22 protein-coding genes and 1 pseudogene are annotated in these 24,558 nt (G+C 71.3%); 15 read left to right on the top strand and 8 right to left on the bottom strand.

Features of this window, described 5'->3' with window-relative positions; translation table 11 throughout:
• The first annotated feature begins 24 nt into the window (after nucleotides 1-24).
• Nucleotides 25-1,488, top strand: a complete 1,464-nt coding sequence (locus KJK29_RS14570) for an MFS transporter (RefSeq protein ID WP_251057797.1) — start codon at nucleotides 25-27, stop codon at nucleotides 1,486-1,488.
• Here KJK29_RS14570 and rarD read toward each other — a convergent pair.
• Together rarD and KJK29_RS14560 are read right to left on the bottom strand one after the other, a co-directional pair.
• Nucleotides 1,473-2,210: pseudogene (gene rarD, locus KJK29_RS14565) on the bottom strand (EamA family transporter RarD); the annotation flags it as partial. The gene KJK29_RS14570 and the pseudogene rarD sit on opposite strands and share 16 nt — an antisense overlap.
• Nucleotides 2,211-2,405: 195 nt before the next feature.
• Nucleotides 2,406-3,260: an SDR family oxidoreductase gene (locus tag KJK29_RS14560; RefSeq protein ID WP_215119532.1), complete on the bottom strand. Its 855-nt coding sequence runs from the start codon at nucleotides 3,258-3,260 to the stop codon at nucleotides 2,406-2,408.
• 91 nt (nucleotides 3,261-3,351) lie between these two features.
• Between KJK29_RS14560 and KJK29_RS14555 the strand changes: the two genes are divergently transcribed.
• On the top strand, nucleotides 3,352-3,738 hold the full coding sequence (locus KJK29_RS14555; RefSeq protein WP_215119530.1) for a winged helix-turn-helix transcriptional regulator: 387 nt from the start codon (nucleotides 3,352-3,354) through the stop codon (nucleotides 3,736-3,738).
• Between the two features lie 35 nt (nucleotides 3,739-3,773).
• On the opposite strand, the gene KJK29_RS14550 is transcribed toward KJK29_RS14555, so the two are convergent.
• The 5 genes from KJK29_RS14550 to KJK29_RS14530 all read right to left on the bottom strand — a co-directional run bounded on the left by KJK29_RS14550 (nucleotide 3,774) and on the right by KJK29_RS14530 (nucleotide 10,597).
• Nucleotides 3,774-4,853, bottom strand: coding sequence for a 2-oxoacid:ferredoxin oxidoreductase subunit beta (locus KJK29_RS14550; RefSeq protein ID WP_215119529.1), 1,080 nt, complete (start codon nucleotides 4,851-4,853; stop codon nucleotides 3,774-3,776).
• On the bottom strand, nucleotides 4,846-6,774 hold the full coding sequence (locus tag KJK29_RS14545; RefSeq protein WP_215119528.1) for a 2-oxoacid:acceptor oxidoreductase subunit alpha: 1,929 nt from the start codon (nucleotides 6,772-6,774) through the stop codon (nucleotides 4,846-4,848). The genes KJK29_RS14550 and KJK29_RS14545 overlap by 8 nt, the downstream gene beginning before the upstream one ends.
• Before the next feature lie 149 nt (nucleotides 6,775-6,923).
• Nucleotides 6,924-7,583, bottom strand: coding sequence for a LuxR C-terminal-related transcriptional regulator (locus KJK29_RS14540; protein WP_285439966.1), 660 nt, complete (start codon nucleotides 7,581-7,583; stop codon nucleotides 6,924-6,926).
• Between the two features lie 279 nt (nucleotides 7,584-7,862).
• Nucleotides 7,863-9,227 (bottom strand): sensor histidine kinase, encoded by a 1,365-nt coding sequence (locus KJK29_RS14535; protein WP_215119526.1) that lies wholly within the window; start codon nucleotides 9,225-9,227, stop codon nucleotides 7,863-7,865.
• 143 nt (nucleotides 9,228-9,370) lie between these two features.
• Nucleotides 9,371-10,597 (bottom strand): sensor histidine kinase, encoded by a 1,227-nt coding sequence (locus KJK29_RS14530; RefSeq protein WP_215119525.1) that lies wholly within the window; start codon nucleotides 10,595-10,597, stop codon nucleotides 9,371-9,373.
• A 223-nt stretch (nucleotides 10,598-10,820) separates the two neighbouring features.
• On the opposite strand from KJK29_RS14530, the gene KJK29_RS14525 reads away from it, so the two are divergent.
• The 12 genes from KJK29_RS14525 (at nucleotide 10,821) to KJK29_RS14470 (ending at nucleotide 22,619) form a co-directional block, all read left to right on the top strand.
• Nucleotides 10,821-11,228, top strand: a complete 408-nt coding sequence (locus KJK29_RS14525; RefSeq protein ID WP_010041427.1) for an NADH-quinone oxidoreductase subunit A — start codon at nucleotides 10,821-10,823, stop codon at nucleotides 11,226-11,228.
• Nucleotides 11,219-11,854, top strand: coding sequence for an NADH-quinone oxidoreductase subunit B (locus KJK29_RS14520; RefSeq protein ID WP_215119524.1), 636 nt, complete (start codon nucleotides 11,219-11,221; stop codon nucleotides 11,852-11,854). The genes KJK29_RS14525 and KJK29_RS14520 overlap by 10 nt, the downstream gene beginning before the upstream one ends.
• Nucleotides 11,851-13,455 (top strand): NADH-quinone oxidoreductase subunit C, encoded by a 1,605-nt coding sequence (locus KJK29_RS14515; RefSeq protein WP_215119520.1) that lies wholly within the window; start codon nucleotides 11,851-11,853, stop codon nucleotides 13,453-13,455. The genes KJK29_RS14520 and KJK29_RS14515 overlap by 4 nt, the downstream gene beginning before the upstream one ends.
• Nucleotides 13,452-14,420 carry a complex I subunit 1/NuoH family protein gene (locus KJK29_RS14510; RefSeq protein WP_215119518.1) on the top strand — a complete coding sequence of 323 codons (969 nt, stop codon included), beginning with the start codon at nucleotides 13,452-13,454 and terminating at the stop codon, nucleotides 14,418-14,420. Before KJK29_RS14515 ends, KJK29_RS14510 begins: the two co-directional genes overlap by 4 nt.
• Before the next feature lie 2 nt (nucleotides 14,421-14,422).
• Entirely contained in the window at nucleotides 14,423-14,998 is a 576-nt protein-coding gene (locus KJK29_RS14505; RefSeq protein WP_215119516.1) for a NuoI/complex I 23 kDa subunit family protein, read from the top strand.
• Nucleotides 14,995-15,609, top strand: coding sequence for an NADH-quinone oxidoreductase subunit J family protein (locus tag KJK29_RS14500; protein ID WP_215119514.1), 615 nt, complete (start codon nucleotides 14,995-14,997; stop codon nucleotides 15,607-15,609). The genes KJK29_RS14505 and KJK29_RS14500 overlap by 4 nt, the downstream gene beginning before the upstream one ends.
• Complete coding sequence (gene nuoK / locus KJK29_RS14495; RefSeq protein WP_215119513.1) at nucleotides 15,609-16,022, top strand: NADH-quinone oxidoreductase subunit NuoK; 414 nt, start codon at nucleotides 15,609-15,611, stop codon at nucleotides 16,020-16,022. The genes KJK29_RS14500 and nuoK overlap by 1 nt, the downstream gene beginning before the upstream one ends.
• Nucleotides 16,019-18,013 carry an NADH-quinone oxidoreductase subunit 5 family protein gene (locus tag KJK29_RS14490; protein ID WP_215119512.1) on the top strand — a complete coding sequence of 665 codons (1,995 nt, stop codon included), beginning with the start codon at nucleotides 16,019-16,021 and terminating at the stop codon, nucleotides 18,011-18,013. The genes nuoK and KJK29_RS14490 overlap by 4 nt, the downstream gene beginning before the upstream one ends.
• 6 nt (nucleotides 18,014-18,019) lie before the next feature.
• Nucleotides 18,020-19,594 (top strand): complex I subunit 4 family protein, encoded by a 1,575-nt coding sequence (locus KJK29_RS14485; RefSeq protein ID WP_215119511.1) that lies wholly within the window; start codon nucleotides 18,020-18,022, stop codon nucleotides 19,592-19,594.
• On the top strand, nucleotides 19,591-21,114 hold the full coding sequence (locus KJK29_RS14480) for an NADH-quinone oxidoreductase subunit N (RefSeq protein WP_215119510.1): 1,524 nt from the start codon (nucleotides 19,591-19,593) through the stop codon (nucleotides 21,112-21,114). Before KJK29_RS14485 ends, KJK29_RS14480 begins: the two co-directional genes overlap by 4 nt.
• A gap of 252 nt (nucleotides 21,115-21,366) precedes the next feature.
• Nucleotides 21,367-22,230 (top strand): zinc metalloprotease HtpX, encoded by an 864-nt coding sequence (gene htpX / locus KJK29_RS14475; protein WP_215119509.1) that lies wholly within the window; start codon nucleotides 21,367-21,369, stop codon nucleotides 22,228-22,230.
• Entirely contained in the window at nucleotides 22,227-22,619 is a 393-nt protein-coding gene (locus tag KJK29_RS14470; RefSeq protein WP_215119508.1) for a YccF domain-containing protein, read from the top strand. Before htpX ends, KJK29_RS14470 begins: the two co-directional genes overlap by 4 nt.
• Before the next feature lie 172 nt (nucleotides 22,620-22,791).
• On the opposite strand, the gene KJK29_RS14465 is transcribed toward KJK29_RS14470, so the two are convergent.
• On the bottom strand, nucleotides 22,792-24,069 hold the full coding sequence (locus KJK29_RS14465; RefSeq protein ID WP_215119506.1) for an APC family permease: 1,278 nt from the start codon (nucleotides 24,067-24,069) through the stop codon (nucleotides 22,792-22,794).
• Nucleotides 24,070-24,262: 193 nt separating this feature from the next.
• Between KJK29_RS14465 and KJK29_RS14460 the strand changes: the two genes are divergently transcribed.
• Nucleotides 24,263-24,529 carry a GlsB/YeaQ/YmgE family stress response membrane protein gene (locus KJK29_RS14460; protein ID WP_215119504.1) on the top strand — a complete coding sequence of 89 codons (267 nt, stop codon included), beginning with the start codon at nucleotides 24,263-24,265 and terminating at the stop codon, nucleotides 24,527-24,529.
• Nucleotides 24,530-24,558 lie beyond the last annotated feature (29 nt).

Genomic DNA, 24,558 nt, shown 5'->3' with positions numbered 1-24,558 from the left:
CTGACGGCGGAGGAGTGTGGACTGATGGGCACCCGTGCCTGGGCGCTGCTGCTCGTTCTGTGCGGAACGATCTTCCTCGAAGGCATCGACGTCGCGATGATGGCGGTGGCGATCCCGGCCATCCGCTCCGACCTGGGGCTGGGCACCGACACCGCGGCGTGGGTGATGAGCGCCTACGTGCTCGGCTACGCCGGCTTCACGCTCCTGGGCGGCCGGGCCGCCGACCTGCTCGGCAGGCGCCGGATGTTCCTGCTCTGGCTGGCCGTCTTCCTCGCCTTCTCGGGGCTCGGCGGCTTCGCGACCGAGGGCTGGATGCTGGTCCTCGCCCGCTTCGTGACGGGCGTCGCCGCCGCGTTCATGACCCCGGCCGCGCTCTCCCTGATCACCACGTCGTACGAGGAGGGCCCGGAGCGCAACAAGGCCCTGCTGATCTTCGCCGGGACGGGCGCGGCCGGCTTCTCCCTCGGTCTGGTGATCGGCGGTCTGCTCACCGAGCTCGGCTGGCGCTGGGTGTTCTTCGCGCCCGTGCTGCTGGCCGCGGCCCTGCTCGCCGCGGCCGTGCGGCTGATCCCCGGGCGCGACGCCCCGCGGACCCGCCGGGGCACCTTCGACCTGCCCGGCGCGATCACCGCCGCCGGCGCGATGCTGCTGGCCGCCTACACCGTCGTACGCCTGGAACACGGCCTGCGCGACTGGCCGCTCACCGCGGCCTCGGGGCTCGGGGCGCTGCTCCTGGCCGGTGCCTTCGTCGCCGCCGAACGCCGCTGCCCCGACCCGCTCGTCCGCCTCGGCATCCTGCGCCAGGGCCCGATGGTGCGCGCCGACCTCGGGGCGCTGCTCTTCCTCGGCGCCTTCTTCGGCTTCCAGTTCATCGTCACGCTCTACCTGCAGGAACTGCGCGGCTGGTCGTCCCTCCAGACGGCGCTGGCCCTGATCGTCATGGGCATCGACGCCGTCCTCGCCCCGACGCTCACGCCCCGCCTGGTCGCCCGCTGGGGCAACGCCCGCGTGATCGTCGGCGGTTTCGTCCTGGCCGTGGCCGCGTACGCGCTGTTCCTGCCGGTCGGCATGGACTGGTCCTACGCCGCGATGTTCCCGACGCTGTTCCTGGCGGGCCTCGCCTTCGCCCTGGCCTACGGGCCGCTGACGATCGCGGCCACGGACGGGGTCGCCGAGTCGGAGCAGGGCCTGGCGGGCGGGCTGTTGACCACCGCCACGCAGTTCGGCTCCGCGATCGGCATCTCGGCGGTGACCGCGGTCTACGGCCTGGCGTCCACCGGGTCCGGCCCCGAGGCCACGCTCTCGGCGTTCCGGGCGGCGCTGGTCGTGCCGGTCGTCCTGGTGGTGCTGGGCACGCTGATCTCGTCGGTGAGCGCGCGGGAGGCGCGACGGGCAGTGCGCAGCGCGTCCCAGGTGAGCAGCGTGAGCGCCAGCCACACCAGCGCGAACCCGGCCCAGCGCTCCGGCGGCATCTCCTCGTGGAAGTAGAAAATGCCGAGCAGGAACTGGATGACCGGCGTCGAGTACTGCAGCAGGCCGATCGTGGACAGGGGCACGCGGATGGCGGCCGCGCCGAAGCAGACCAGGGGCAGCGCGGTGACGATGCCGGCCGAGGCGAGCAGGGCCGCGTGCCCCGCGCCCTCGGTGGTGAAGGTGGAGTCGCCCTGCCCGGTCAGCCACACCAGGAAGGCGAGCGCGGGCAGGAACTGGATCGCGGTCTCGGCGGCCAGCGACTCGATGCCGCCGAGGCCCACCTTCTTCTTCACCAGCCCGTACGTGGCGAAGGAGAAGGCGAGGCAGAGGGAGATCCACGGGGGCCGGCCGTAGCCGATGGTCAGGACGACGACCGCCACGCAGCCGGTCCCGACCGCCGCCCACTGCACGGGCCGCAGCCGCTCCTTCAGCAGCAGCACCCCGATCCCGATGGTGACCAGCGGGTTGATGAAGTACCCGAGGGAGGCCTCGACGACGTGCCCGGAGTTCACGGACCAGATGTACAGGCCCCAGTTGATGGTGATGACCGCCGCGGCGACCGTGATCAGCGCCAGCTTGCGGGGCTGCCGCAGCAGCTCTCCGGCCCAGGCCCAGCGGCGCAGTACGAGCAGGGCGGCGCCCACGAAGACCAGCGACCACACCATCCGGTGGGCCAGGATCTCCACCGCCCCGGCGGGTTTCAGCAGGGGCCAGAACAGGGGGACGAGCCCCCACATCCCGTAGGCCGCGAACCCGTTCAGCAGTCCTATCCGTGCCTCGCCCTTCGGCTTGCCGGTCACGGGCCCCCTCCTTCGCACGTCGTCTTCCGCGACCACGAAGGTAACGCCGAGCACCCCCGGCTGTCATGGCCGTATCGCCATACGGTCATGACAACCGAGGGTGGAGGGGGCAGAGGCACGCCGGGTGGGGCGTCAGCCCTTGAGCGCGGCGGCGATGGCCTCGGAGAACGGCGTGGTCGGGCGGCCGGCCAGACGGGACAGGTCGCCGGTGGAGACGACCAGCTCACCCTTCTCGATGGAGGCGTCGACCCCGGCCAGGATCTGCGCGAACTGCTCGGGCAGACCGGCGCCGGCCAGGATGCCGGTGAGCGCCTCGGGCGTGACCGCGTTGTAGGCGATCTCCTTGCCGGTCTGCCGGCTCAGCTCGGCCGCGTACTCGGCGAAGCTCCACGCGGTGTCGCCGCCCAGCTCGTACGTCTGGTTCTCGTGCCCCTCACCGGTCAGCACGGCGACGGCGGCTGCGGCGTAGTCGGCGCGGGAGGCGGAGGAGACCCGGCCCTCTCCGGCGGCGGCGACGACCGCGTTGTGCTCCAGCGTCGGGGCGAGGTTCTCGGTGTAGTTCTCGTGGTACCAGCCGTTGCGCAGCAGCGCGTAGGGCACGCCCGAGTTCAGCAGGGCCTCCTCGGTGCCGCGGTGGTCGTCGGCGAGCGCGGCGGTCAGGCTGCCCGGGGCGCTGGTGTAGGCGAGCAGGGCGACCCCGGCCGCCTTGGCGGCGTCGATGACGACCTGGTGCTGCGCGACGCGGCCCTTGTCGAACTCGTTGCCCGAGATCAGCAGGACCTTGTCACCCGCGGTGAAGAGGCCGTCGAAGGACGCGGGGGTGTTGTAGTCGGCGAGCGCGATCCTCACCCCGCGGTCCGCGAAGTCGGCGGCCTTCTCGGCATTGCGGACGACCGCGGTGATCTGCTCGGCGGGAACCTTCTCCAGCAGCTGCTCCACGACGTGACGGCCGAGCTGTCCGGTGGCTCCGGTGACGACGATGCTCATGGTGATGACTCTCCTTGTGGGGTGCGGTGGCACTAACCCTAGGAGTAGCGCTAACTCTTGGAAAGTACCCACTTTGAAGTAAGGTACTGGCATGGCAGTAAGTGATGGCGAGGCCCTGTGCCCGTACCGGCTCGTCCTGGAGCACGTCACCAGCCGCTGGGGCGTGCTCGTCCTGATCGAGCTGCTGGAGCGGCCGTACCGCTTCAGCGAGCTGCGCCGGGCGATCAGCCGGTACGGCAACGGCGCCCGGGGCGTCAGCGAGAAGATGCTCACCCAGACACTCCAGACCCTGGAGCGTGACGGCCTGGTCGACCGGGACGCCAAGCCGGTGATCCCGCCCCGCGTCGACTACTCCCTCACCGACCTGGGCCGCGAGGCCGCCGAGCAGGTCAGGTCCCTCGCCCAGTGGACCCACGACCGCATGGACGATGTGGAGAAGGCCCGCCTGACCTACGACGAGACCCGGGCCGCTTCCTAGCGCTCCCGGGCCTCGGTGTTACTCAAGCGTGCGGCTCAGCCGGCGACCGTCCAGGTGTCCCCGCCCGCCAGCAGCGCGCCCAGGTCGCCCTTGCCGTGCTGCTCGATCGCCTGGTCGAGCTGGTCGGTCATCTGCGTGTCGTAGACGGGCCGGTCCACGGCACGGAAGACACCGATCGGGGTGTGGTGCAGGGTGTCCGGGTCGGCCAGGCGGGACAGGGCGAACGCCGTGGTCGGGGACGGGGAGTGCGCGTCATGGACGAGCACCCGGTCCTCGTTGTCCGGCGTCACCGCGACCACCTTCAGATCCCCGGTCAGCGGGTCCCGTACGACACCCTTCGCCAGGTCGGCGCCGAAGCGGATCGGCCTGCCGTGCTCCAGCCGGATCACGGCCTCCTCGGCCTGCTGCTTGTCCTTCAGGGCCTCGAAGGCGTTGTCGTTGAAGATGTTGCAGTTCTGGTAGATCTCGATCAGGGCCGTGCCCTGGTGGGCGGCGGCCTGGCGCAGCACCTCCGTCAGATGCTTGCGGTCGGAGTCCACCGTCCGCGCCACGAACGACGCCTCCGCGCCGATCGCCAGCGACACCGGGTTGAAGGGCGCGTCCAGCGAGCCCATCGGCGTCGACTTGGTGATCTTCCCGACCTCTGAGGTCGGCGAGTACTGGCCCTTGGTCAGACCGTAGATCCGGTTGTTGAACAGCAGGATCTTGAGGTTGACGTTGCGCCGCAGCGCGTGGATCAGATGGTTGCCGCCGATGGACAGCGCGTCGCCGTCACCGGTGACGACCCACACCGACAGATCGCGGCGCGAGGAGGCCAGACCCGTGGCGATGGCGGGGGCGCGGCCGTGGATGGAGTGCATCCCGTACGTGTTCATGTAGTACGGGAACCGGGAGGAGCAGCCGATGCCCGAGACGAAGACGATGTTCTCCTTCGCCAGACCCAGCTCGGGCATGAAGCCCTGCACCGCCGCGAGGATGGCGTAGTCGCCGCAGCCGGGGCACCAGCGCACTTCCTGATCGGACTTGAAGTCCTTCATCGACTGCTTCGCCTCGGCCTTGGGGACGAGGGAGAGCGCTTCGACGATGCCCGTGCCGTGCGTGGACGTCTCAGCCATCGATGGCCTCCTTCAGAGCCGCGGCGAGCTGCTCCGCCTTGAACGGCATGCCGTTGACCTGGTTGTACGACTGCGCGTCGACCAGGTACTTCGCCCGGATCAGCGTGGCGAGCTGCCCGAGGTTCATCTCGGGGATCACCACCTTGTCGTAGCGCCCGAGGACCGCGCCGAGGTTCTTCGGGAAGGGGTTGAGATGGCGCAGATGCGCCTGCGCGACCGACTCCCCGGCCCTGCGCAGCCGCCGCACCGCGGCCGTGATCGGCCCGTACGTCGAACCCCAGCCCAGGACGAGGGTCCTGGCCTCGTGTGGATCGTCCACCACGAGGTCGGGGACGTCGATGCCGTCGATCTTGGCCTGCCGGGTGCGGACCATGAAGTCGTGGTTGGCCGGCGAGTAGGAGATGTTGCCGGTGCCGTCCTCCTTCTCGATGCCGCCGATCCGGTGCTCCAGACCCGGCGTGCCCGGGATCGCCCACGGCCGGGCCAGCGTCTGCGGGTCGCGCTTGTAGGGCCAGAACACCTCGGAGCCGTCCTCCAGGGTGTGGTTCGGGCCCTGCGCGAACTGCACCCGCAGGTCCGGCAGCTCGTCCAGATCCGGGATCCGCCAGGGCTCGGAGCCGTTGGCCAGATAGCCGTCGGAGAGGAGGAAGACCGGCGTGCGGTACGTCAGCGCGATCCGCGCCGCCTCCAAGGCCGCGTCGAAGCAGTCCGCCGGGGTGCGCGGCGCGACGATCGGCACCGGCGCCTCGCCGTTGCGCCCGTACATCGCCTGGAGCAGATCCGCCTGCTCGGTCTTGGTCGGCAGACCGGTCGACGGCCCGCCGCGCTGGATGTCCACGACCAGCAGCGGCAGCTCCAGGGAGACCGCGAGGCCGATGGTCTCCGACTTCAGCGCCACCCCGGGACCGCTCGTCGTGGTCACGGCCAGCGAACCACCGAAGGCCGCGCCCAGCGCGGCCCCGATTCCGGCGATCTCGTCCTCGGCCTGGAAGGTGCGCACGCCGAAGTTCTTGTGTTTGGACAGCTCGTGCAGGATGTCCGACGCCGGAGTGATCGGATACGACCCCAGATACAGCGGCAGATCCGCCTGTCGGCTCGCGGCGACCAGGCCGTAGGACAGGGCGAGGTTGCCGGAGATGTTGCGGTAGACACCCGGCGGGAACGCCGTGGCCGCCGGGGCCACCTCGTAGGAGACGGCGAAGTCCTCGGTGGTCTCGCCGAAGTTCCAGCCGGCCCGGAACGCGGCGATGTTGGCCGCCGCGATATCGGGTTTCTTCGCGAACTTGGACTTGAGGAACCTCTCCGTGCCCTCGGTGGGCCGGTGGTACATCCAGCTCAGCAGGCCCAGCGCGAACATGTTCTTGCTGCGCTCGGCCTCCTTGCGGCTGAGGTCGAACTCCTTCAGCGCCTCCACGGTGAGCGTGGTCAGCGGCACCGGGTGCAGGTGGTAGCCGTCCAGCGACCCGTCCTCCAGCGGACTGGTGCCGTAGCCGACCTTCTGCATCGCCCGTTTGGTGAACTCGTCCGTGTTGACGATCACCTCGGCGCCGCGCGGCAGATCGCCGATGTTCGCCTTCAGGGCGGCCGGGTTCATCGCCACCAGCACGTTCGGCGCGTCACCGGGCGTGAGGATGTCGTGGTCGGCGAAGTGCAACTGGAAGGACGACACACCCGGCAGGGTCCCGGCGGGCGCCCGGATCTCGGCCGGGAAGTTCGGCAGCGTCGACAGGTCGTTGCCGAACGACGCGGTCTCCGAGGTGAAGCGGTCACCGGTGAGCTGCATACCGTCACCCGAGTCCCCCGCGAACCTGATGATCACCCGGTCGAGACGGCGGACGCCCTTGGCGCCCCCCGCTTTGCGCTGCTCTCCTACGACTGGTCCGTCGGCCTGCTCCGCTGGGCTACTGACCTGGCTGGTCACTGAACTGGACCTCCCTCGAGGCGGCTGTCCCGGACAGGCCTTCCCGCAGGCCTCCCAGGATCAACCCTACGACCGTAAGGGTCGCCTTCTTTGTGTCATTCGCATCTTGGACGCGACTTTGGGGTGATCACCCACTCCTGCCGCCCATGTCAGGAATTGAGGTACGTCAGCACGGCCAGGACCCTGCGGTGGTCCCCGTCGCTCTGCGACAGCCCCAGCTTCAGGAAGATGTTGCTCACGTGCTTCTCGACCGCGCCGTCGCTGACCACCAGCTGCCGGGCGATCGCCCCGTTCGTCCGCCCCTCGGCCATCAGCCCCAGCACCTCACGCTCCCGCGGCGTGAGCCCGGCGAGCACGTCCTGCTTACGGCTGCGGCCCAGGAGCTGCGCGACCACCTCCGGGTCGAGGGCCGTACCGCCGCCCGCCACCCGCACCACCGCGTCCACGAACTCGCGCACCTCGGCCACCCGGTCCTTCAGCAGATAGCCGACGCCCCGGCTGGACCCCGCGAGCAGCTCCGTGGCGTAGCGCTCCTCCACGTACTGCGACAGCACCAGCACACCGAGGCCCGGGTGCGTCTTGCGCAACCGCACGGCCGCCCGCACCCCCTCGTCGGTGTGCGTCGGCGGCATCCGCACATCGGCCACGACGACGTCCGGCAGCTCGCCCTGCGCGTCCAGCTCGGTGATGGTCTTGATCAGCGCCTCGCCGTCACCCACCCCGGCGACGACCTCATGCCCGCGGTCGGTCAGCAGCCGGGTCAGGCCCTCCCTGAGCAGCACTGAATCCTCGGCGATGACCACCCGCACCCTGTCCTCCACGATGTTCCGGCCCCCCCACAGCCCGACGCCGCCCGTCCGCGACCCACATCGGCTCCGCGCCCACCCGTGCGACGGGTCCAGCATTTCAGGATCGGGGGGTGGATGGGGGGTGGGTCGGGCTTCTTGTCCGAGTGAGTATGGGGGAGGGGGCTTGCTTCTTGGTCGAGCGATTCGGGTGCTCGGTGGGCACAGGCCGGGGGTCCAGGGGGCGGAGCCCCCCGGCAGACCGGAGACGGAACGCCCCGAGCCCCGCCCCCCGACCGGAGGTCACCGCACGTACGCCCCCCGCCAAGGCAACTCCGCCGTCACCCGGGTCGGCCCGCCCGCAGGCGAGTCCACCACCAGAATCCCGTCCACCGCATCGAGCCGCTCCGCCAGCCCGGCAAGCCCCGACCCCCGGGACACATCGGCCCCACCCCGCCCGTTGTCCACGACCTGCAACATCAACCGGTTCTCGACCCGCCAGACCTCCACACCCGCCCAGGTCGCCCCCGCGTGCTTGCTGACGTTCTGCAGCAGCTCCGACACCGTGAAGTACGCGATCCCCTCGATCGCCGGCGCCGGCCGCTCCGTCAGATCGACCTCGACGCCCACCTGCACCGTGCACCGCGACGCCACCGCCGACAGCGCCGCGTCCAGCCCCCGGTCGGTCAGCACCGCGGGATGGATCCCCCGGGCCAGATCCCGCAGCTCCTGCAAGGCCGTCTTCACCTCGCCGTGCGCCTCGTCCACCATCCGCGCGGCCGCCTCCGGATCCTCCTGGAGCTTCTCCTTCGCCAGCCCCAGATCCATGGCCAGCGCCACCAGCCGGGCCTGCGCCCCGTCGTGCAGATCCCGCTCGATGCGCCGCAGGTCCGCCGCGGCCGTGTCGACCACGACCCCCCGGTCGGACTCCAGCTCCACCACCCGCGAGACCAGCCGCGACGGCCCGAGCAGCCCGTGCACCATCAGCCGGTCCACCATCGTCAACGCCCGCACGATCCACGGCATGGCGATCGTGAGCAGCAGCCCCACCAGCGCGGTCATCGTGATCTCGAACGGGTTGTCGAGATAGATCTGGTGCGTCTCGTCGCCGTAGAGCTGGACCCCGTCCTGCCCGGCGTACATCGGGAGCACCCAGAACCACAGCGGATACGTCAGCAGCCCCCAGCCCAGCACCCACACGTTCACGGCGACGGCGAACGAGAACACCGCCCAGGGCAGGTGCAGCAGCGCGTACAGCAGGGCCCGCCACGAGGCACCGCTCTTGAGGACGGCCCCCATCCACGCCATGGCACCCGGCTTCCGCGCCCGCAGCGGCTCCGGCTCGGCCACCTCCAGGTCCAGCAGCGCCCGCGCCCGCAGCCGCTCCAGCGCCCCGAAGCCACGGCACCCGGCGAGCGCCGCCGCCAGCACCGGCACGCCGAGGAACGTCACCAGCAGCCCCGCCCCCAGCGACACCATCGTGACCGCGTAGACGAACAGCATGATGCTGATCGGCAGGCTGAGCAGCACATGGCCGAGTTCACGCCAGGTGCGGCCCTCGACCGGCGCCCGCAGCGCGACGGGCAGCCGGTGCCGCCGTCGTCCGGTGCTCCCGGGGTACCCGGGCCCGCCGTCGAACCCGTATCCCTGTCCGTACTCCGTGGCCATCGACGTCGTCCTTCTCCTCGTCCGGCGACTGTGCTCTCGATACCTCCACCCTGCTCCGCCGCAGGTCGGCGGACCATGGAGTCCGTCGGCGTCTTGGACGGGGGGTTTTCCCCACCTCCGGCCGGGTGGCAGCGCGGTGGGGTCTAGAAGCCGCCGGTGCCCGCGGCGGACGCGTCCGTGCGGTCGCGCCAGGGCAGTTCCGCCGTGACCGTCGTAGGGCCGCCCTCGGGCGACTCCAGGACGAACAGCCCGTCCACGGCGCCGAGCCGTTCGGCCAGTCCCCTCATCCCCGTACCGCTGTCGAGACTCGCGCCCCCGCGGCCGTCGTCCCACACCTGTATGAGCAGCCGGTCGGCAGCCCGCCACACATCCACCGACGCCGACCGCGCCCGGCTGTGCTTGCTGACGTTCTGCAGCAGCTCCGAGACGGTGAAATAGGCGATGCCCTCGATGGCCGCGGCCGGCCGCGCGGGCAGATCGACCGTCACCTTCACGGGGACCGTGCAGCGCGAGGCGACCGAGGACAGGGCCGCGTCCAGGCCCCGGTCGGTCAGCACCGCCGGGTGGATCCCGCGGGCCAGATCCCGCAGCTCCTGGAGCGCCAGCTTCACCTCGCCGTGCGCCTCCTCGACCATCGCCGCCGCCGCGTCGGGGTCCTCCAGCACCTTCTCCTTGGCCAGGCCGAGCCCCATGGCCAGATTGACCAGCCGGGCCTGCGCCCCGTCGTGCAGATCCCGCTCGATGCGCCGAAGGTCCGCCGCGGCCGTGTCGACCACGACCCCCCGGTCCGACTCCAGCTCGGCGATGCGCCGCTCCAGCTCGTCCGAGGGCGACAGCAGCCCCCGCACCATGGCCCGGTCGGCGTTGGCCAGCCCCCGCGCGATGAACGGCAGCACCGGCCACAGCACGAACAGCGAGACCAGAGTGATGGTGAAGGTGAGGACGCCCCACGGCAGCCGCATGAACTCGTACAGCACCGCACGCCAGCCCACCGGGTCCTTCAGCGACATCCACACCTGGGTGAGGAAGCCGCCCGAGCCGCGCAGCGGCAGCCGGCTCGGCTCGTCCACCCGCACCCCGAGCAGCGCCCTGGCCCGCGCCCGCTCCAGCTTGCCCAACTGCCGGGCGCCCATGAGGCCGGCCGCGAGCAGCGGGAACCCGATCACCGTGACGGTCAGCCAGAAGCTGGTGAACAGCACCGTCATGACATAGGTGAATCCGAGCAGGGAGAGAGGAAGGTTCGCCAGGAGGTGCGCGATCTCCTTCCAGGTGTGCCGGTCGTAGGCGAACCGGGGCGGTGGCGGGCGGTCGTCCTGCCCGGCCGTCGTCGCGGCCGCCTTCGCGCCGGTGGACGGGAAGCGTTCGGTCATACGCGGTAGCGTGCCCGGCCGCGGGCGCCCGCGCCATGAGGTGCGCCGCCGGGATCGACTGAGGAAAACCCCACCCCCGCATGCCAGGGCGTGACGGGCTGCTTACCCTGCCTTTATCAGGGCCTAGACTCCCGTGCGTACAGATCGTCGAACAGCGGCGTCCGGGTGAACCGGGGGATCGCCGCAGGACCAGGTCCGAGTTTCAAGGGAGCGAGGGACGGACGTGCCGGAACCGACCGTCGTCACCACGACCGTCGTCGCGGCGGACTACTTCCAGTCCTATTCGGTCGTCGGACTGCTCGCCGTGGTCGGCGTGCTGTTCGTCGCCGTCGCCTTCGGGGCCGGCCGCCTGCTGCGGCCCGTGGTCCCCACGCCCGAGAAGCTCCTGACGTACGAATGCGGCGTCGACCCCGTCGGCGAGGGCTGGGCCCACACCCAGGTCCGCTACTACGTCTACGCCTTCCTCTACGTGATCTTCGCCGTCGACTCGATCTTCCTTTTCCCCTGGGCGACCGTCTTCGCCGCCCCCGGCTACGGCGCGACGACCCTGGTCGAGATGTTCATCTTCCTCGGCTTCCTGGCCGTGGGCCTGCTCTACGCATACAAGAAGGGCGTCCTGGCATGGACGTGACCCCCGACGTGACCTCCGCCGGCCCCGAACCCGTGCTGCTTCCCGAACCGAAGCGGCTCGGCGCCCTCGCGCGCCTCGCACCCGAGCCGATGAAGGTGATCCTCAACTGGGGCCGCCGCTACTCGCTCTGGGTCTTCAACTTCGGCCTCGCCTGCTGCGCGATCGAGTTCATCGCCGCGTCGATGGCCCGCCACGACTTCATCCGCCTCGGCGTGATCCCCTTCGCCCCCGGCCCCCGCCAGGCCGACCTGATGGTGGTCTCCGGCACGGTCACGGACAAGATGGCCCCGGCGGTGAAGCGCCTCTACGAGCAGATGCCCGAGCCGAAATACGTCATCTCCTTCGGCGCGTGCAGCAACTGCGGCGGCCCCTACTGGGACTCCTACTCCGTCACCAAGGGCGTCGACCAGATCATCCCCGTCGACGTCTACGTCCCCGGCTGCCCGCCCCGCCCCGAGGCACTGCTCCAGGGAATCCTCAAGCTCCAGGAGAAGATCGCCCGCGAGTCGCTGGGGGAGCGCTACGGCACCACGGCACGCCCGTCGACGGCGGCGCTGCAGAGCGGCCTGGTAAAGCCACCGTCCTCGGACCCAGCGTCGGCGTCGGAGTCGGGGGAGGGACGATGACCGCGGTCGGCTGGCTGCCCGCCGCCACCGAGGAACTCTTCGGCCCGGACGCCACGGCCGAGGAGTCCTACGAGGTCCTGACGGTCGACGTCCCCCCGGCGACCTGGATCGCGGCCCTGCGGACCGCCCGCGACCGCCTCGGCTGCACCTACTTCGACTGGCTGAGCGCGGTCGACGAACCGGGCACCGGCTTCCGCGTCAGCGCCCACATCGCGGCCCTGTCCCCCCTCCGCCGCCTCCTCGTGCGTACGACGATCCCGCACGAGTCCCCCGCCCTGCCCTCGGCGGTCGACGTCTACGCGGGCGCCGCCTGGCACGAACGCGAGACGCACGAGATGTTCGGCATCGCCTTCGAAGGCCACCCGGCACTCGACCACCTGCTCCTGCCCGACACCTTCGAAGGCCACCCCCTGCGCAAGGACTTCGTCCTCGCCGCCCGCGTCGCCAAGGCCTGGCCCGGCGCGAAGGAACCCGGCGAGTCCGAACACGGCGGCCCCAAACGCCGCCAGATGCTCCCCCCCGGCGTCCCCGACCCCAACGAATGGGGCCCCCTCAAGGGCCAACTCCCCCCGGCCCCGTCCCGCCCGACCCGAGGCGCGACTCCTCGCCCCGCAGGCGAACGCCCCGTACGGCGAACACGCACAGCGGGGGAGGGCTCGGCGAGCCAGGCCGCTACCGGCACCCCGGAGGCTCCGCGCCGCGCGCGTACGGCGGGGGAGGGCTCGGCGAGTCAGGCCCCGCCCGGTGAGTCGCCCACGTCGGCTCCGACAGGACCGCGCCGCAACCGCACGTCGGCGGAAGGCTCGGCCAGCCAGGCCGCCGCTGGTACTCCGGAGGCTTCGCCCCCGGCTGCCCCGCGCCGCGCACGCACGTCGGCGGAGGGCTCGGCGAGCCAGGCGGCTGCCGGTACTCCGGAAACTCCGTCTCCGACCGCGCCCCGCCGCACACGCACGGCAGCGGACGGCTCAGCAAGCCAGGCCGCTGCAAGCGCCCCGGACACGCAGCCCCCGGCCGCCCCACGCGAGGCGTCGGAGAGCCAGTCCACGCCGGGCGACACGCCCCCCTCACCCCCGGCCACCCCACGCCGTACCCGCACCGCAGCAGACGGTTCGGCGAGCCAGGCGCCCGGCGGATCGGAACCCCCGGCGACCGGCCCCGAGTCCCCGACACCCGGGCCCGAATCCCCGGCGACCGGCTCCGAAGCAGCGGAGCCCGGCACCGAGACGCCGCCCCCCGGGCAGCCGGAGTCCCCCGCAACCGAGGCCGCACCCCCGACCCCGTCGGCGGGACCGCGCCGCGCGCGCAGCGCTTCGGAGGGCAGCTCGAGCCAACGCAGCGCGTCCGACCGAGGCGAGGGCCGGCCGGCCAGGCCTGCCCGCCCGGCTCCGCGCAGCTCCGACGCCCCCTGGCACCACGCCCGCCCGGCCTTCGACGAACCGGACCCCGAAGCGTCGCCCGAGACCACGCAGTCGCCGACCCCCGAGCCCTCGGCCGACTCGAAGACCCCCGAGCCGCCCCCACAGACCACAGAAGCCACAGAGCCCGCAGAGTCAACAGAGCCCACGGACACCCCCGAAGACCCCACAGGAGGCACGCGGTGAACGACGCGCTCGACGTCATCCTGCGACTTCTGATCGTCTTCGTCGTGTTCCTCACCTTCCCCCTGATCATCGGCCAGACGGAACACAAGGTCATGGCCCACATGCAGGGCCGCCTCGGCCCCATGTACGCCGGCGGCTTCCACGGCTGGGCCCAGCTGGTCGCCGACGGCGTGAAGTTCGCGCAGAAGGAGGACATCGTCCCCGCGGGCGCGGACCGCCGCATCTTCCAACTGGCCCCCGCCGTAGCCCTGCTGCCGTACCTCCTCGTCCTGCTCGCCATCCCCATCGGCCCCGGCGAGGGAGCCGTCGGCCAGGTCATCGACGCGGGCGTCTTCTTCGTCCTGGCCGTCATGGGCGTCGGCGTCCTCGGCTCGCTCATGGCCGGCTGGGCGTCCGCGAACAAGTTCTCCCTCCTCGGCGGCCTCCGCACCGCCGCCCAGCTCCTGGCCTACGAACTCCCGATGCTCCTCACCGCCGCCTCCGTCGCGATGGCGGCAGGCACGGTCTCCCTCCCCGGCATCCTCGACGCCTTCGAGTGGTGGTGGCTGCCCTGGCAGATCGTCGGCGCGATCGTCTTCTTCGTCGCCGGCCTCGCCGAACTCCAGCGCCCTCCCTTCGACATGCCCGTCGCCGACTCGGAGATCATCTTCGGCGCGTACACCGAGTACACCGGCCTCCGCTTCGCCCTCTTCCTCCTCGCCGAGTACGCCGGAATCGTCGTCCTGTGCGGTCTGACCACCGTCCTCTTCCTGGGCGGCTGGCACGGCCCCTGGGGCGCCGACGGCCTCGGCTGGGTCTGGACCCTGCTGAAGACCGCGGTCCTCGCCTTCCTCGTGATCTGGCTGCGCGTCACCTACCCGCGCCTGCGCGAGGACCAGCTCCAGAAGCTCGCCTGGACCCTCCTCGTCCCCCTGTCCCTCGCCCAGATCGCCCTCACCGGCGTCGTCAAGGTGGTGATCAACTAACCATGGCTGCGTCCCTCCCGCCCTCCCGGCCCCGCATCCCCGGCTCCGGCCTGGCCAAGGGCCTGGCCGTCACCCTCCGCACGATGACGAAGAAGTCCGTCACCGCGCAGTACCCCGACGCCCAGCCCGACCTCCCGCCCCGCACCCGCGGTGTGATCGGCCTGTTCGAGGAGAACTGCACGGTCTGCATGCTCTGCGCCCGCGAGTGCCCGGACTGGTGCATCTACATCGACTCCCACAAGGAGACGGTCCCGGCGGCGACCCCCGGCGGCCGCGAACGCAGCCGCAACGTCCTCGACCGCTTCGCCATCGACTTCGCCCTGTGCATGTACTGCGGTATCTGCATCGAGGTCTGTCCTTTCGACGCCCTGTTCTGGTCCCCGGAGTTCGAGTACGCCGAGACCGACATCCACGACCTCACCCACGAGCGCGACAAGCTCCGCGAGTGGATGTGGACCGTCCCGGCCCCGCCCGCCCTCGACCCCGCCGCTGAGGAGCCGAAGGAAGTCGCCACCGCCCGCAAGACCGCCGAGAAACTGGCGGCCGCTCAGGCGGAACCGCAGGAGGGAGAGTCGTGAGCCTTGCCGCCGAAAGCCACGGCTTCCTCTCCCCGACCGGCGTCGAGATCGCCTTCCTCCTCGTCGGCCTGGTCACCTTCGGCGCCGCGATCGTCACCGTCACCACCCGGCAGCTGGTGCACGCCGCCCTGTGGCTGGTGGTGACCCTCGGCGGCCTGGCCGTCGAGTACCTCCTGCTCACCGCCGAGTTCATCGCCTGGGTGCAGGTCCTCATCTACGTCGGTTCCGTCGTCGTCCTCCTCCTGTTCGGACTGATGCTCACCAGGGCCCCGATCGGCCGCTCCCCGGACGCCGACTCCGGCAACCGCTGGGCCGCCCTCACCGTGGCCCTCGCCGCGGCCGCCGCCCTGGTCTGGGTCGTCGTCGACGCCTTCCGCACGACCTGGATCGACCTCAACGGCCCCGCCGCCGGTTCCACCGAGGCCACCGGCGCGAGCCTCTTCCAGAACTGGGTCCTCCCCTTCGAGGCCCTCTCCGTCCTCCTCCTCGCCGCCCTGGTCGGCGCGATCGTCCTGTCCCGCAAGGCGAAGGCCGACGCGGCGACAGCGCCCGGGACCGCCCCAGCCGATCGCACCCCGGCCGACGGCAGCGACAAGGAAGGCACCCGCTGATGCACCTCGCCTATCCCGCCGTCCTCTCCGCTCTCCTCTTCTGCACGGGCCTGTACGGCGTCCTCGCCCGCCGCAACGCGATCCTGGTCCTGATGTCGGTCGAGCTGATGCTCAACGCCGTCAACCTCAACCTGGTCGCCTTCGACGTCTGGCTCAGCAGGACCGCCGAGGAGACCCTGCACTCCGGCCAGGCCCTGACCCTGTTCACCATCGCCATCGCCGCCGCCGAGATCGGCATCGGCCTGGCGATCGTCCTCGCCGTCCACCGCAACCGCGGCACCGCGGACATCGACAAGCTCCGCGACACCGCCGAACGGCACGGCCCGGACGACCACGACCCCGACGGCCACGACAGCGACGCCCGCACGGCCGAGCAGCCCGGCGAGGCCCAGAAGGCTGAGGCCACCGCGTGACCACGACCACCCTCGCCGTCCTCGTCCCCCTCCTTCCGTTCCTAGGCGCCGCCGCCGGCCTGCTCCTGGGCCGCACGGCACCCGGCTTCGTCCGCCCGCTCGCCGTCCTGCCGACGCTCGCCTCCCTGGTGCTCGCCGCGCTGGTCGCCGCACGGCAGGGCGGTGACACGGCCGTCAACGCGGCCACGGAACTCACCCCGACCGGCTCGGTCCCGATCGAACTCGCCCTGCACATCGACGGCTTCGCCGCCCTCGTCGCCGTCGTGGTCGGCCTGGTCGCCTCCTGCGTGCAGATCTACTCGACGGGCTATCTGCGCGACGACCCGCGCTACCCCTCGTACGCCGCCCTCGTCTCCCTGTTCACCTCCGCGATGTTCCTGGTCGTCTACTCCGGCGACCTGATCGTGCTGCTGGTCGGCTGGGAAGTCATGGGCATCTGCTCCTACTTCCTGGTCGGTCACTACTGGGAGACCCCGGAGGCCCGCGCCGCCTCCCTCAAGGCCTTCCTGGTCACCAAGCTCGGCGACGTCCCCTTCCTCATCGGCCTGTTCGCCCTCGCCACCGACGCCGGCTCCTTCCGCATCACGAAGGTCCTCGGCGCCGTCGCGAGCGGCTCACTCGACCATCCGACGCTGATCGCCCTGTTGCTCCTCGCGGGCGTGGCGGGCAAGTCGGCGCAGTTCCCGCTGCACACCTGGCTCCCCGACGCGATGGCGGGCCCCACCCCCGTCTCCGCGCTGATCCACGCCGCGACGATGGTCGCCGCCGGTGTCTACTTCATCGCCCGTCTCCTCCCGGTCTTCGAGGCCTCGCAGGCCGCGATGGTCGTGCTCGCCGTCATGGCCGCCGTCACCATGGCCGGCTCGGGGCTCGCCGCGCTCGCCCAGGACGACATCAAGCGCGTCCTCGCCTACTCGACGATCGGCCAGCTCGGCTACATGACCGGCGCCCTCGCCGTCGGCGACCGCGGAGCCGCCGTCTTCCACCTCCTGTCCCACGGCGCCTTCAAGGCGCTGCTGTTCCTCGCGGCCGGCGTGATCATCCACGCCGCCGGCACCAACTCGCTCGCCGCCATGTCCCGCATGCGGAACCTGCGCGCCCGCGTCCCCGACGCCTACTGGACGATGACCGTGGCGCTGCTCGCGCTCGCCGCGATCCCGCCCTTCAGCGGCTTCTTCTCCAAGGAGGCCGTCCTCGGCGTCGCCGAGCACGTCGTCACCGGGCACACCGAGCACGCCCCCGCCGCCGCGGGCTGGATCGTCCTCGTCGCCGGCCTGCTCACGGCCGTGCTCACCGCCGCCTACGCGATGCGCCTGTGGCTGCTCGCCTTCCGGGGCCGGGGCACCGAAGCCCCCGACCACGGCAAGGAGCCGCTGACGATGACCGTCGTGCTGTGGGTACTGGCCGTCCCCTCCCTGGCCCTCGGCGGATTCGCGTTCCGCGTGCTGCCCGACTGGTTCGACGGCCGTGACCTCGGCCCGACCCTCACCACCTCCGTGCTCGGCACCGGCGTCGCCCTGGTCGGCGGCATCGTCACCTACGGCGCCTGGCGGCACACCACCGCGCTCGCGGCCCGCGTCCCGCTCGGCGCGGTCGCCGCCCACCCCGAGGGCGACGCCGCCCGGGTCGAGGCGGAAGCCATCGCCACCCACGAGCCGGCCTACGGGGACATCGCCTACGCGCCCGACCCCGCCGACCCCGGACGGCTCCTGCTCGGCCCCCTGCACCGGCCCGCGGCCGCAGGCTTCCACGTGGACGCCGTGTACACGGCGCTCTTCGTCCGCCCGGTCCAGGCCGGAGCGAGCCTCGTCCGGTTCCTCGACCGCGAGGTCGTCGAGACCTATGTACGCGGTGCGGGCGCGCTGCCCCGCTGGCTCGGCGCCGCCGTGCGACGCGCCCAGACCGGCAACGTCCAGACCTATGTGAGCGCGCTGCTCGCCGGCACCGTCGTCCTCGCGGTCGCCGCCGTCCTCGTCGCCACGGGAGCGTGAGCAGGCGTGATCGATATCAACGAGTCCGTGATGCAGGTCCTTCTGGCGTTCATCGTCGTCGGCCCGCTCCTCGGCGCCGCCGCGGCTCTCCTGCCTGCCCCGCCCGGGCTGAAGGGGAAGTCACCCGAGCAGGCGGTGCTCCGGCACGGCGTCACCGTCACCGGCGCGGTCCTCATCGCGGCGATCGTCCTCGCGCTCGGCTTCGACCACGACCAGCCGTCGAAGATGCAGGCCAGCACGGACATCAGCTGGATCCCCGCACTCGACGTACGCATCCACCTCGGCATCGACGGCATCTCCCTCCCCCTTCTGGTCCTGAGCGCGCTGCTGACCTTCCTCTGCGCGCTCTACTCGTACTTCAAGATGCCTGAAGGCCCGACCCCGAAGGCCTTCGTCGCCCTGCTGCTCCTCCTGGAGTCCGGCACCCTCGCGACCTTCGCCGTCCTCGACCTGCTGCTGTTCTTCCTCGCCTTCGAGATGGTCCTCATCCCGATGTACTTCCTCATCGCCCGCTGGGGCGGTGAGGGCCGGAGCCAGGCCGCCTGGCGGTTCATCCTCTACACGCTGCTCGGCTCCGTGGTCATGCTGCTCGGCCTGCTCCTGATCGGGCTCAAGGCGGGCACGTTCGACATGATGGCACTCGCCACTGACAACGGCCGGTCGCTGACCGCATCCGTGCAGGTCATCGCCGTTTTGTCGATCGGGATCGGGCTCGCGGTCAAGACGCCGATGTGGCCGCTGCACAGCTGGCTGCCCGACGCCCACACCGCCGCGCCGACCGTCGGCTCGGTCCTGCTGGCCGGTGTCCTGCTGAAGATGGGTACGTACGGATTCGTCCGCATCCTGCTCCCCATCGCGCCCGACGGATTCCGCACCTTCGCGCCCTACCTCGCGGCATTCGCCGTCGTCGGCATCATCTACGGATCCCTGGCCTGCCTGGCCCTCGCCAAGCAGGGCGCGAAGGGCGACCTCAAGCGCCTCATCGCCTACTCGTCCGTCGGTCACATGGGCTTCGTCCTGCTCGGCATCGCCGCCATGACCCCGACCGGCGTGAACGGCGCCCTCTTCGCCAACATCGCCCACGGCCTCATCACCGGCCTGCTCTTCTTCCTGGTCGGCGCCCTGAAGGACCGCACCGGCACCACCGACCTCGACACCCTCGCCGAGGAGACCGGAGCCGCCCTCTACGGCAAGGCCCCGCGCCTCGGCGGCCTGCTCGCCTTCGCCGCGGTCGCCTCGCTCGGCCTGCCGGGCCTGGCCGGCTTCTGGGGCGAGATGCTGGCCCTCTTCGGCGCGTTCCAGCCCGCCGCGGGCCTCAGCCGCCCCGCCTTCCTCACCTTCATGGCGATCGCCGCGTTCGGCACCCTGCTGACGGCCGCGTACCTGCTGATCGTGGTCCGCCGCGTCTGCATGGGCGCCCTGCCGAAGGACGCCCCGGCGCTCCCCGACGTCCGCTCCTACGAGTTCGCGGCCTGGGCCCCGCTCGTCGCCCTCACGGTCGTCGCGGGCCTGTGGCCCAAGGCCCTCCTCGGCCTGAGCGACCCGGCCGTCCAGCAGCTCCTCGCAGGAGGCAACCGATGAGCTCCCCGGCCCAGCCCCTGGCCGCGTCGCTGGTCCAGTCCGTCGACTGGCTCGCGATCGCGCCGCCCACCCTCACGGCGGTCGTCGGACTCGTCGTCCTGGTCGCCGACCTGTTCGTCGCCGAGCACCGCAAGGCGCTGCTCGGCTGGACGTCGGTGGCGGGCCTGGCCGCCGCCACCCTGATGCTGCTGCCCCTCCTGGACGGCGACCGCAGCACCTTCTGCCTGACCGGCGACGCCACCGTCTGCAGCTACACGGCGGACCGCTTCACCCTGGTCATCCAGTTCCTGGTCCTCGGCGGGGCCCTCCTCACCGCCCTTCTGTCGGTCACCGCCCTGAAGGACGGCCGCAAGGAGCTCCCCGAGGGGGAGTACTGGTTCCTGCTGCTGTCCTCCGCGGCCGGCGCCGCCCTCCTGCCCGCCTCCCGCGACCTCGCGACCCTGATCGTCGCCCTGGAGGTCGCCTCCCTGCCTGCCTTCGCGCTCGTCGGCCTCAAGTACGGCGACCGGAAGTCCTCCGAAGCGGCCCTGAAGTTCTTCCTGTCCTCGGTCACCGCGACCGCGGTCAGCCTCATGGGCATCAGCTTCGTGTACGCCTCCACGGGCACCCTGTACCTCACCCAGGTCGCCGACCGCATCCAGAACGTCGACGGACAGCTCCACACGCTCGCCCAGACCGGCGTCGTCCTCACCCTCGTCGGCTTCGCCTTCAAGACGGCCGCCGTGCCCTTCCACTTCTGGGTGCCCGACACCTACGTGGGCGCGCCCCTGCCCATCGCCGCCTACCTGTCGGTCATCGGCAAGGCGGTCGGCTTCAGCGGCCTGATCCTCGTCACGGTCGTGGCCCTCCCGTCGTACGCCGATCTCTGGGGCCCGGCCCTGGCGGTCCTGGCCGCGCTCACCATGACCGTGGGCAACGTCGGAGCCCTGCGTCAGCAGGCCACGCGCGCGTACAGCGCGGTCCGCCTGCTCGCCTGGTCGTCCGTCGGCCAGGCCGGCTACCTGCTCGTCCCGATCGCCGCCGCCGGGTACTCCGGGGACGCCGAGAAGTCGATCGGCTCCACCGTCGCCTACGCCCTGATGTACGGCGCCGTGAACCTCGGCGCCTTCGCCGTGGCCGCCCTTGTCGGCCGTACGAAGTCCCTCAACCGCGTCGCCGACTACCGAGGCCTGTACGCGTCGAACCCTCTGTCCGCCCTGATCCTCGCGTTCTTCCTGCTCTGCCTCGCCGGACTGCCGCCGGGCATCATCGGCCTCTTCGCCAAGGTCACCGTCTTCGCGGCGGCCGTCGACGCCGGCCTCGGCTGGCTGGCCGTGATCATGGCCGTCAACGTCGTCATCGCGCTGTTCTACTACCTCCAGTGGACGACCCTGCTCTTCCGCGCCCCCGAGGGCGAGCCCCAGAAGCACCGCGTCCCCGTCCCTCTCACCGCAGCGATCGCACTGACCGGCGTCCTCGGCATTGTCCTGTCGGGGGCACCCCAGCTCGTCCTGCGCTTCACCGACACCGCCCTCTTCTGAACGCCGGCCACTGAACGACAGCCGCTTTCGCCACGCGCGCGTGGGGCACCCGCCTCCCTGCGCGCGCGTGCCGCTTCCTGGCGCCGTTCACCCGGACGGCCCAAACCCGGCGCCGCACGCACAAGGGAACTAGTGCCCCCCGCCTGGCGTTGACCAGTACGGGAGGGTCCACTGGACGTGACACCACGGCACCAGTGGCACCGCAGATCACCGAGCAAGGGTCCCCCTGCCGCACCACTTGGAGGGCGTACCGTGCACCGCCGGCACAACGGGCTCAGGACCGCAGTCCTCCTCGGAGGACTGTCCGCCCTCATCATCGTCATCGGCAGCTTTTTCGGCCGCATGGGGCTCGTCATCGCCGTCCTGGTAGCGCTGGCCACCAACGCGTACGCCTACTGGAACAGCGACAAACTGGCACTGCGCGCGATGCGGGCCCGCCCGGTGAGCGAGTTCGAGGCCCCTGGGCTCTACCGCATGGTCCGCGAGCTCTCCACCCAGGCCCGCCAGCCCATGCCGCGTCTGTACATCTCCCCGACGGAGGCGCCCAACGCCTTCGCCACGGGCCGCAACCCGCGCAACGCCGCCGTGTGCTGCACCGAAGGAATCCTGCGCCTCCTGGACGAGCGCGAGCTGCGCGGAGTCATCGGCCACGAGCTCAGCCACGTCTACAACCGCGACATCCTCATCTCGTCGGTCGCCGGTGCCCTCGCCTCCGTGATCATGTTCCTGGTCAACTTCGCCTGGCTGATCCCGATCGGGCGCTCGGACGACGACGACGGCCCCGGTCTGCTCGGCATGCTGCTGATCATGATCCTGGGCCCGCTCGCCGCCTCGCTCATCCAACTGGCCATCAGCCGCTCCCGGGAGTACCAGGCGGACGCCTCCGGCGCCCAGCTCACCGGCGACCCACAGGCCCTGGCCAGCGCCCTGCGCAAGCTCGAACTCGGCACGAAGCAGCTCCCGCTGCCCCCCGAGCCGCGTATCGAGACCGCCAGTCACATGATGATCGCGAACCCGTTCCGCCCCGGCCAGGGCCTCTCGAAGATGTTCTCCACACACCCGCCGATGGCGGAACGCATCGCCCGGCTAGAGAAGATGGCAGGTGGGAAGCAATGAGGACCATTCTCAACGTCATATGGCTCGTCCTGAGCGGCTTCTGGCTGTTCCTCGCCTATATGCTCGCGGGCCTGCTCCTCTGCATCACCATCATCGGGATCCCGTTCGGCATAGCGGCCTTCCGCATCGGCGTCTACGCCCTGTGGCCCTTCGGGTACACGACGGTCGAGCGCCACGACGCGGGCGCGCCGTCCTGCGTGGGCAACGTGCTGTGGCTGGTGCTCGCGGGCTGGTGGCTGACCCTCGGCCACATCGCCACCGGCATCGCCCTGTGCGTCACGATCATCGGCATCCCGCTCGGCATCGCCAACTTCAAGCTCATCCCGGTCTCGCTGCTCCCGCTCGGCCGCGACATCGTCCGGACCGACGAGCCCTTCACCGCATGCTGACCGCGAGGCCGCGCGGCCCGGTTTCCACAGACCGGGGGTTGTCCACAGGCCCGCCCGGCTGTCAGCGGCGGCCCGCATGATGAACCCATGACCGCGATCGAGCAGTTGCCAGGGGACAAGAGAGCCTGGCCAGCACCGGTGGCGGAGTGCCTGTCCCCACTGCCTCGCGGTCCTACGCACTCCCCGCCCTGGTCCCAGCCCACCGTCGCACTCCATACACAACGGCGCCCACCACCAGCACACCCGCTCCCACGACCACCGAAACCGCCGGCAGCGAGAACGCCAGCACCACGCACCCGGCCAGCCCGACTCCCGCGACCAACCGAGCCGCCGGCACCGTCGATGCCGATACGGATGCCGAATCCAGCGTCCACGCCGACGCGTTGGCCACGGCGTAGTAGGCCAGCACACCGAAGGAGGAGAACCCGATCGCGCCCCGGACGTCCACCGTGGCGGCCAGGACCGCGACCACCGCACCCACCGCCAGCTCCGCCCGGTGCGGCACCTGGAACCGAGGATGCACGACCGCCAGCGCCCCCGGCAGATGCCGGTCCCGGGCCATGGCCAGCGTCGTCCGCGAGACCCCGAGGATCAGAGCCAGCAGTGAGCCCAGCGCGGCCACGGCCGCACCGACCCGCACCACCGGCACGAGCCAGGGGACCCCGGCCGCCCGCACCGCGTCGGCCAGTGGCGCCGCCGCGTCCACGAGACCGTCCGACCCGAGCACCGAAAGGACAGCCACCGCCACACACGCGTACACCACCAGCGTGATGCCCAACGCCAGCGGAATCGCGCGCGGAACGGTGCGCGCCGGGTCGCGTACCTCCTCACCGAGGGTCGCGATACGGGCGTACCCCGCGAACGCGAAGAACAGCAGGCCGGCCGCCTGAAGCACTCCGCCCGCACCGCCCGAGGCCCCGATGCCCAGCCGCCCGGCGTCCGCCGCACCGGACACCAGACACCCGACCACCACGGAAGCGAGGACAGCCAGGACCACCGCCACGATCACCCGCGTCAGCCACGCGGACTTCTGGATCCCGCCGTAGTTCACCGCGGTCAGCGCCACCACGACCGCGACCGCCACCGCATGCGCCTGTCCCGGCCAGACGTACGTGCCCACGGTGAGCGCCATCGCCGCACAGGAGGCCGTCTTCCCGACCACGAACGACCAGCCCGCGAGATACCCCCAGAACTCCCCGAGCCGCTCACGCCCGTAGACGTACGTGCCGCCCGAGGCGGGATACAGGGCGGCGAGGCGAGCCGACGACGTGGCGTTGCAGTAGGCGACGACGGCGGCGACGGCGAGCCCGAGGAGCAACCCGGACCCGGCCGCGTGCGCTGCCGGCGCGAGGGCGGCGAAGATCCCGGCTCCGATCATCGAGCCGACTCCGATGACGACGGCGTCCCCCACGCCGAGGGTACGGCGCAGTCCGGAACCGGAGGCGTTCATGCGTCGCACCCTACTGATCAGTGCAACCGGCGGTCGCCGCCAGGACGTCCTCCTGACCAAGACGGCGTGACAGCGCGCGGCAAGGACGACGCGCGCGGAACGCCCGACGTACGACGCACGGGCACGGCCCGCCGGGAGCAAGATCACATGGCCGGGACAGTGCGGGCACAGCGTGAAAGGGCAGGTTCACGGCATGACCATTATCAGCTGGATCATCCTCGGACTCTTGGCCGGAGCCATCGCGAAATTCCTGCTGCCGGGGCGCGACCCGGGCGGCCTCATCGGCACGACCCTGATCGGCGTCGCGGGCGCCTTCATCGGCGGCTGGATATCGGCCCGCTGGATGGACCACCCGATCACCAAGGACTTCTACGACGGCACGACCTGGGCCGCGGCGATCGGCGGATCGCTCGTCCTCCTGGTCGCCTACCGCCTCCTGTTCGGCAACTCGCGCAGCTGAGCGTGCCCACCGAACGCGGCCGGCAGACG

Source organism: Streptomyces koelreuteriae (assembly GCF_018604545.1).
Taxonomy (GTDB): Bacteria; Actinomycetota; Actinomycetes; order Streptomycetales; family Streptomycetaceae; genus Streptomyces; species Streptomyces koelreuteriae.
The sequence above is the reverse complement of the archived record's forward strand: the minus strand, read 5'-3'. Positions and strand labels throughout refer to the sequence as shown.

What these genes read in the sequence shown, in the direction of transcription:
- KJK29_RS14570 (WP_251057797.1), top strand. Translation starts at nt 25, where the DNA reads ATGGGCACCCGTGCCTGGGCGCTGCTGCTCGTTCTGTGCGGAACGATC.
- KJK29_RS14560 (WP_215119532.1), bottom strand. Translation starts at nt 3,260, where the DNA reads ATGAGCATCGTCGTCACCGGAGCCACCGGACAGCTCGGCCGTCACGTC.
- KJK29_RS14555 (WP_215119530.1), top strand. Translation starts at nt 3,352, where the DNA reads ATGGCAGTAAGTGATGGCGAGGCCCTGTGCCCGTACCGGCTCGTCCTG.
- KJK29_RS14550 (WP_215119529.1), bottom strand. Translation starts at nt 4,853, where the DNA reads ATGGCTGAGACGTCCACGCACGGCACGGGCATCGTCGAAGCGCTCTCC.
- KJK29_RS14535 (WP_215119526.1), bottom strand. Translation starts at nt 9,227, where the DNA reads ATGGCCACGGAGTACGGACAGGGATACGGGTTCGACGGCGGGCCCGGG.
- KJK29_RS14530 (WP_215119525.1), bottom strand. Translation starts at nt 10,597, where the DNA reads ATGACCGAACGCTTCCCGTCCACCGGCGCGAAGGCGGCCGCGACGACG.
- KJK29_RS14520 (WP_215119524.1), top strand. Translation starts at nt 11,219, where the DNA reads ATGGACGTGACCCCCGACGTGACCTCCGCCGGCCCCGAACCCGTGCTG.
- KJK29_RS14515 (WP_215119520.1), top strand. Translation starts at nt 11,851, where the DNA reads ATGACCGCGGTCGGCTGGCTGCCCGCCGCCACCGAGGAACTCTTCGGC.
- KJK29_RS14505 (WP_215119516.1), top strand. Translation starts at nt 14,423, where the DNA reads ATGGCTGCGTCCCTCCCGCCCTCCCGGCCCCGCATCCCCGGCTCCGGC.
- nuoK (WP_215119513.1), top strand. Translation starts at nt 15,609, where the DNA reads ATGCACCTCGCCTATCCCGCCGTCCTCTCCGCTCTCCTCTTCTGCACG.
- KJK29_RS14480 (WP_215119510.1), top strand. Translation starts at nt 19,591, where the DNA reads ATGAGCTCCCCGGCCCAGCCCCTGGCCGCGTCGCTGGTCCAGTCCGTC.
- KJK29_RS14470 (WP_215119508.1), top strand. Translation starts at nt 22,227, where the DNA reads ATGAGGACCATTCTCAACGTCATATGGCTCGTCCTGAGCGGCTTCTGG.
- KJK29_RS14465 (WP_215119506.1), bottom strand. Translation starts at nt 24,069, where the DNA reads ATGAACGCCTCCGGTTCCGGACTGCGCCGTACCCTCGGCGTGGGGGAC.
- KJK29_RS14460 (WP_215119504.1), top strand. Translation starts at nt 24,263, where the DNA reads ATGACCATTATCAGCTGGATCATCCTCGGACTCTTGGCCGGAGCCATC.